Here is a 6486-nt window from a genome sequence, read left to right as displayed (position 1 = left end):
GGAGGGCGGCGGCTACACCGACCCGCTGGCAGACGTGCGGGGACACGAGCAGCTGGCCGCCGTCATCGCCGGGGCGCACGAGCAGTTCCCCGGCTTCGAGTTCCGCCCGCTCGGCAGCGTCGACGGGCACCACACCATCGCCCGCTTCAGCTGGGAGCTGGTGGCGCCCGACGGGTCCGCGCCGGTCGCCGGATCCGATGTGATCACCCTCGCGGAGGACGGCCGCATCCGCTCCGTCCTCGGCTTCCTGGACCGGGTCCCTACGGCGGCGTGATGCCCTTGAGGGCGGCGGCGGTCTCCGGGTCGGCCGGGAGGAACGTCTCGATGGCCAGCTCGGAGACGGTCACGTCCATGGGGGTGTTGAACGTCGCGATCGTCGAGATGAACGACAGCACACGCCCGCCGTGCTCGATCATCATCGGCAGCGCGAACGGCGCGTGGCCGCCGCCGGTGGCCGACTCCCGGCCGCCCGATTCGGGCAGCGGATAGCCGGCCACCTCGTCGTACAGCTCGCGCAGCGGCGCGGAGCGCATCAGAGCGAGCTGGCGGTCCATCTGGTCCAGCAGATGGCCGCGCCACTCCCTCAGGTTGCGGATGCGCGGGGCGAGCCCGTCCGGGTGGAGGGTGATCCGCATCGCGTTCACCGGCGGGGTGAGCAGATGGTCCGCCACGCCCTCCAGCAGCGCCTGGATGCCCCGGTTGGCCGCCAGCACCTCGTACGTCCCGTCCAGCACCAGCGCCGGATACGGCTCGTAGCCGGTCAGCAGCCGCTCCATCCCCTCGCGCAGCGCGCTCATCGACGGGTCGTCCACCGACCGCTCCGGATAGTGCGGGGCGTATCCGGCGGCGATCAGCAGCGCGTTGCGCTCCCGCACCGGGACGTCCAGATGGTCGGCGAGGCGCAGCACCATCTCCTGGCTCGGCCGGGACCGGCCGGTCTCGATGAAGCTGATGTGGCGGGCCGAGGAGTCGGCGCGCAGCGCCAGCTCCAGCTGGCTGATCCGCCGCCGGTCCCGCCATGCGCGCAGCAGTGCGCCCACCCCGGGCGGCGCGACAGTTGTCATGCCCCGAAGGTAACGGAACCGCGACGGTGCCCGTGGCAGGGTGGAAGGCCGAGCCATCACCGGATGAAGGGAGAACCGCCATGGCAGTCGAACCGCTGGCCCGCGAGGAGATCGAGGAGCGTCTGGCGCAGCTGCCCGGCTGGTCGGTCGCGGACGACCAGCTCTCCCGTACGTACGTCTTCGACGGGCATCCGCAGGCCGCGGGCCTGGTCGCGGAGGTCGCCCGGATCCAGGACGAGCTGGGCCACCACTCCGATCTGACCCTCGGCTACAACAAGGTCACCGTCACCGTGAACACCCACAGCGTCGGCGGCAAGGTCACCGAACTCGACTTCGGGCTCGCCCGCCGCATCGAGGCCGCCGCCCCCGGCCACGGCGCGCATGGCTGAACCCGCGCACCCCGCGCGGGAATCGTGACCAAACCGCTCCCCGATCGGCTCCGAATACCCCCATGAGAGGGCGGTGTCGAACGGAGGAGCGGGCATGGGCGGGCAGCGGCAGCGGCAGCGGATCGCCGTCGTCGGCAGCGGAGTGGCGGGACTGACCGCGGCGTACGTACTGCAACGCACGCACGACGTTTCGCTCTACGAGGCGGACGACCGGTTAGGGGGTCACGCCCACACCCACCACGTGACGGCCCCCGGGGGCCGGGTGTGGCCGGTCGACAGCGGGTTCATCGTCCACAACGAGCGCACCTACCCGCAGCTGCTGAAGCTCTTCCGCGAACTCGGCGTCTCCACCCAGGAGTCCGAGATGAGCATGTCCGTGGTGTGCGAGGGCTGCGGACTCCAGTACGCCGGGGCGCGCGGCCTGCCCGGGCTGCTCGCGCGGCCCTCCAACGCCGTCAGAGTGCGCTATCTGCGCATGCTCACCGAGGTCCCGGCCTTCCACCGGGCCGCCCGCCGGTTCCTGGACCGGGTGCCGGACGACTCGGTCACCCTGCGCATGTTCCTCACCATCGGCGGCTGGTCGCGCTACTTCGTCTCCCACTTCGTCACCCCGCTGGTCTCCGCCGTCTGGTCCTGCGACGCCGAGACCGCGCTGCGCTACCCCGCCCACTACCTGTTCCGCTTCCTCGACCACCACGGCATGCTGTCGGTCACCGGCGCCCCGCCCTGGAGAACCGTCACCGGCGGCTCGCGCACCTACGTCGAGGCCGTCGCCAAACAGCTCTCCGCCCTCCACACCTCCGCCCCCGTGCGCACCGTCGTCCGCCACCCCGACGGCGTCGACCTCGTCACCGAGGACGGTGAACACGCCGCGTACGACGCCGTCGTGATCGCCGTCCACGCCGACCAGGCGCTGCGGCTGCTGGAGCGCCCCACCGACGAGGAACGCGACATCCTCGGGGCCTTCCGCTACTCCCGCAACGACACCGTGCTGCACACCGACCCCACCCTGCTGCCCCGTAACCGGCGGGCCCGGGCCGCCTGGAACTACCGGATGCCGTCCTGCACCGCCCCCTCCGGCCGGGTGCTCATCAGCTACGACATGAACCGCCTCCAGCGGCTCGACGCCCCCCGCGACCACATCGTCACCCTGGGCGGCGGCGACCGCGTGGACCCGGACCGGGTGCTGGCCCGCATGGTGTACGAACACCCCGTCTACACGCCCGAGTCGGTGGCCGCCCAGCAGTGGCTGCTGTCCCTCAACGACCGCGTCACCGCCTTCGCCGGGGCCTACCACGGCTGGGGCTTCCACGAGGACGGCTGCGCCTCCGGCGTACGGGCCGCCGCCGCCCTGGGGGTGCGCTGGTGACCCGCCCGTACCCCGTGAGCACCCCCGACACCGCCGTCACCCGCACCCCCGCCCTCTACGACAGCGTCATCACTCAATTCCGCACCCGCCCGCTGCGCCACGCCTTCACCCACCGCACCTACCTGTGGCTGGTCGACCTCGACCAGCTGCCGCGCCCGCCCCGGCCGCTGCGCCCGTTCGCCCGCTTCGACCCGCGCGACCACTTCGCGGGCACCGGCCCCACCCTCCGCGCCGCCCTCGACCGCTGGCTCACCGCCCAGGGCGTCACCCCGCCCGGCGGACGGGTGCTGATGCTCGGCCACGCCCGCGTCCTCGGCCACGTCTTCAACCCGCTCACCCTCTACTGGTGCCACGACCGCGCCGGGGCCGTCGTCCTCGTCGTCGCCGAGGTGCACAACACCTACGGCGAACGCCACTGCTATCTGCTGCGCCCCGACGAGGAGGGTCGGGCGGACACCGACAAGGACTTCTACGTCTCGCCGTTCTTCCCCGTCGACGGCGGCTACCGGATGCGGCTGCCGCGCCCCGCCGAAGGGCTCGCCCTGACGATCCACCTGGAGCGCGACGGCACCCGGCCGTTCACCGCGACCGTACGGGGCCGGGCCCGCCCCGCCACGCCGCGCGCCCTGCTGCACGCCGCCCTCCGCCACCCCTGGGCCACCGCCGCCGTCACCTGGCACATCCGGCTCCAGGGCATCCGGCTGTACCTGCGCGGACTGCCCCTCCAGCCGCGCCCCCGCCACCCCGTACAGGAGGGCCTGGAGTGACCGAACTGCACCATGCCACCGGCGCCGCCCACCGCCCGGCCGTCGACGCCGCCCGCTGGCCCGCCGTGGCCCACCGGCCCGGTCCCTCCCGGACCCGCGACACCCTGGCGGGGGCGCTGGTCCGCCGGGCCCTGGCCCGGCTGCCGCTGCGGGTGCGGTACGGCACCGCGCCCGTCCGCGGCACCACCGGGCCGCTGCTGGACATCGCCGACCCCGACGGCTTCATGCGGCGCATCGGCCACGACGGGCTGATCGGCTTCGGCGAGTCCTACCTCGCCCACGAATGGGACGCCGAGGACCTGGTGGGCGTGCTCACCGTGTTCGCCGAACACGCCGACCGCATCGTCCCCCGCTGGGCGCAGCGGCTGCGCCGCGCCTGGGCCCCGGCCCACCCCGTCGGCCAGTACAACACCCCGGAGGCCGCCCCCAAGCACATCCACCACCACTACGACCTGTCCAACGAGCTGTTCGGGCTCTTCCTCGACCCCACCCTCAGCTACTCGGCCGCCCTCTTCAGCCGCCTCCCCGCCGCCTGGGACGACCTCACCACCGCCCAGCACCGCAAGATCGACCGGCTGCTCGACCTCGCCCGGGTCGGCCCCGGCACCCGGCTGCTGGAAATCGGCACCGGCTGGGGCGAACTCGCCCTGCGCGCCGCCCTGCGCGGGGCCCGCGTGGTCACCGCCACCCTCTCCGAGGAACAGCGCCGCCTCGCCGCGCGGCGCGCCCTGCGCGACGGGCTCACCGACCGCATCACCCTGCTGCTGCGCGACTACCGGGAGCTGGAGGGCCAGTACGACGCCATCATCAGCGTCGAGATGATCGAGGCCGTCGGGGCGGCGTACTGGCCCCGCTACTTCCAGACCCTCCAGGACCTGCTCGCCCCCGGCGGCCGGATAGCCCTCCAGGCCATCACCATGCCGCACGACCGGATGCTCGCCACCCGGCACACCTACACCTGGATCCAGAAGTACATCTTCCCCGGCGGCTTCCTGCCCTCCGTCACCGCCCTCGAACAGTGCACCGCCCGCCACACCCGGCTGCACATCGCCCACCGCGACGGCTACGGCGACCACTACGCCCAGACCCTGCGGCTGTGGCGGGAACGCTTCACCGCCCGCGACGCCCAGGTGGCCGACCTCGGCTTCGACGCCACCTTCCGCCGCATGTGGACCTTCTACCTCGCCTACTCCGAAGCGGGCTTCCGCGCCCGCTACCTCGACGTCCAGCAGATCCTGCTCCAGGAGGCAGACCGATGAGCGACGCGGCCCCCACCCTCGCCCCGATCGCCGAACGCCTGCTCGGCGGGCCGCTCCCGGTGCGGCTGTGCGCCTGGGACGGCAGCGAGGCAGGCCCGCCGGACGCGCCGCGCGTCGTCCTGCGGTCGCCGCGCGCCGTGCGGCGGCTGCTGTGGCAGCCCGGCGAACTCGGCCTCGCCGAGGCGTACATCAGCGGCGACCTCGACGTCGAAGGCGACCTCACCGACGGGCTGCGCGCCGTGTGGAACGCCCTCCGCGAGCGCTCCGCCACCCCGCCCCGGGTCACCCTCGCGGCCCGCGCCCGGGCCGCCGCAGGGGTCGCCCGGATCGGCGCCATCGGGCCCCCTCCGGCCGCCCCCGGCGGCCGCGCCCGCCTCGGCGGAGCCCCGTACTCCAGGACCCGCTCCCGCGCCGCGATCAGCCACCACCACGCCTTCCTCAGCGAGTTCTACGAGCGGCTGCTCGACCCCTCCATGGCGTACTCCTGCGCCTACTGGACCAGCCACGACCCCTCGTACGGGCCTCGCCGACGCGCAGCGCGACAAGCTGGAGGTCATCTGCCGCAAGCTCGCCCTGGTGCCCGGCGCCCGGCTGCTGGACATCGGCTGCGGCTGGGGCGCCCTCGCCCTGTACGCGGCCGACCGGCACAAGGCGCAGGTCACCGCCGTCACCCTGGTGCCCGAGGAGCGCGACTTCCTGCGCGAACGGGTCGACGAACTGGGCCTCGGCCAATTCGTCGAGGTCGTCCTGAGCGACTACCGCGACCTGGCGGGCGGCCAGTACGAGGCCGTGGCCTGCGTGGAGATGGGCGAACACGTCGGCCACGACCAGTACCCGCGCCTCGCCCGCACCCTCCACGGCATGCTGCGGCCCGGCGGGCGCGCCCTCGTCCAGCAGATGTCCCGCGCCGCCGGAACCCCCGGCGGCGGCGCCTTCATCGAAACCTACGTCGCCCCCGACCTCCATATGCGGCCCCTCGGCGACACCATCGGCCTGCTGGAGGCCGCCGGACTGGAGGTGCGCACCTCCGAATCCCTCCGCGAGCACTACGTCCGCACGGTCGGCGCCTGGCGCGAGGCGCTGGAGGCCCAGTGGGACGCCTTCCGGCTGCTGGCGGGCGACCACACCGCCCGCATGTGGCGGCTCTACCTGGCCGGTGGCGCGCTCGCCTTCGAGGAGCGCCGCATGGGCATCGACCAGATCCTCGCCGTACGGCCCACCGCGCGCGGCGTCAGCGGCATGCCCGACACGCCTGCGGCGTGGTATCCGGCGCTGGAGGTGGCATGACCGCTTTCCCCTGGGCCCCCTTCGGCGCCGGGCTCTTGTACAGCGCCATCGCCGCTCTGCTCATCATGTTGGTCACCTTCCTGGTGGCCCTCGCCAAAGGCGTCCACCGCATCGTCGACGTGGCGTGGGGGCTCGGCTTCACCGCCATCGCCCTCGTCACCTTCGCCGCCTCCGACGGCCACGGCGACGGCACCCGGCGGCTGCTCGCCACCGTGCTCACCGCCGTCTGGGGGCTGCGGCTCGCCGTGCACATCGGCGTACGGCGCTGCGGGCACGGCGAAGACCCCCGCTACGAACGCCTCCTCGCCCGCGCCCCCGGCAACCGCCACCTCTATGCCCTGCGCGTCGTCT

The 6486-nt window shown here is 73.6% G+C and carries 7 protein-coding genes and 1 pseudogene; 7 read left to right on the top strand and 1 reads right to left on the bottom strand.

The genetic code is table 11. The features are described 5' to 3' along the window. Positions 1-274, top strand: a 274-nt coding sequence (locus SSOG_RS09815) for a nuclear transport factor 2 family protein (protein ID WP_063631547.1), incomplete at its 5' end; no start/stop codon positions are given. Here SSOG_RS09815 and SSOG_RS09810 read toward each other — a convergent pair. Further along, positions 261-1064, bottom strand: coding sequence for a helix-turn-helix domain-containing protein (locus SSOG_RS09810; protein ID WP_078510275.1), 804 nt, complete (start codon positions 1062-1064; stop codon positions 261-263). The two genes, SSOG_RS09815 and SSOG_RS09810, sit on opposite strands and share 14 nt — an antisense overlap. Positions 1065-1144: 80 nt before the next feature. On the opposite strand from SSOG_RS09810, the gene SSOG_RS09805 reads away from it, so the two are divergent. The 6 genes and pseudogenes from SSOG_RS09805 to SSOG_RS09780 all read left to right on the top strand — a co-directional run. Continuing rightward, on the top strand, positions 1145-1453 hold the full coding sequence (locus SSOG_RS09805) for a 4a-hydroxytetrahydrobiopterin dehydratase (protein ID WP_009714060.1): 309 nt from the start codon (positions 1145-1147) through the stop codon (positions 1451-1453). Between the two features lie 94 nt (positions 1454-1547). Then, positions 1548-2822 (top strand): NAD(P)/FAD-dependent oxidoreductase, encoded by a 1275-nt coding sequence (locus SSOG_RS09800; RefSeq protein WP_009714059.1) that lies wholly within the window; start codon positions 1548-1550, stop codon positions 2820-2822. Beyond that, complete coding sequence (locus tag SSOG_RS09795) at positions 2819-3589, top strand: DUF1365 domain-containing protein (RefSeq protein WP_245606261.1); 771 nt, start codon at positions 2819-2821, stop codon at positions 3587-3589. The genes SSOG_RS09800 and SSOG_RS09795 overlap by 4 nt, the downstream gene beginning before the upstream one ends. Beyond that, positions 3586-4848 (top strand): class I SAM-dependent methyltransferase, encoded by a 1263-nt coding sequence (locus SSOG_RS09790; RefSeq protein WP_009714058.1) that lies wholly within the window; start codon positions 3586-3588, stop codon positions 4846-4848. The genes SSOG_RS09795 and SSOG_RS09790 overlap by 4 nt, the downstream gene beginning before the upstream one ends. Continuing rightward, a pseudogene (locus SSOG_RS09785) lies at positions 4845-6135 on the top strand (class I SAM-dependent methyltransferase). The gene SSOG_RS09790 and the pseudogene SSOG_RS09785 overlap by 4 nt, the downstream one beginning before the upstream one ends. After that, a partial coding sequence (locus SSOG_RS09780) for a DUF1295 domain-containing protein (protein ID WP_009714056.1) occupies positions 6132-6486 on the top strand: 355 nt, incomplete at its 3' end. The pseudogene SSOG_RS09785 and the gene SSOG_RS09780, both read left to right, overlap by 4 nt.

Source organism: Streptomyces himastatinicus ATCC 53653 (assembly GCF_000158915.1).
Taxonomy (GTDB): domain Bacteria; phylum Actinomycetota; class Actinomycetes; order Streptomycetales; family Streptomycetaceae; genus Streptomyces; species Streptomyces himastatinicus.
The sequence above is the reverse complement of the archived record's forward strand: the minus strand, read 5'-3'. Positions and strand labels throughout refer to the sequence as shown.

Coding starts and splice junctions, on each gene's coding strand:
- SSOG_RS09810 (WP_078510275.1), bottom strand. CDS start 1,064: ATGACAACTGTCGCGCCGCCCGGGGTGGGCGCACTGCTGCGCGCATGG.
- SSOG_RS09805 (WP_009714060.1), top strand. CDS start 1,145: ATGGCAGTCGAACCGCTGGCCCGCGAGGAGATCGAGGAGCGTCTGGCG.
- SSOG_RS09800 (WP_009714059.1), top strand. CDS start 1,548: ATGGGCGGGCAGCGGCAGCGGCAGCGGATCGCCGTCGTCGGCAGCGGA.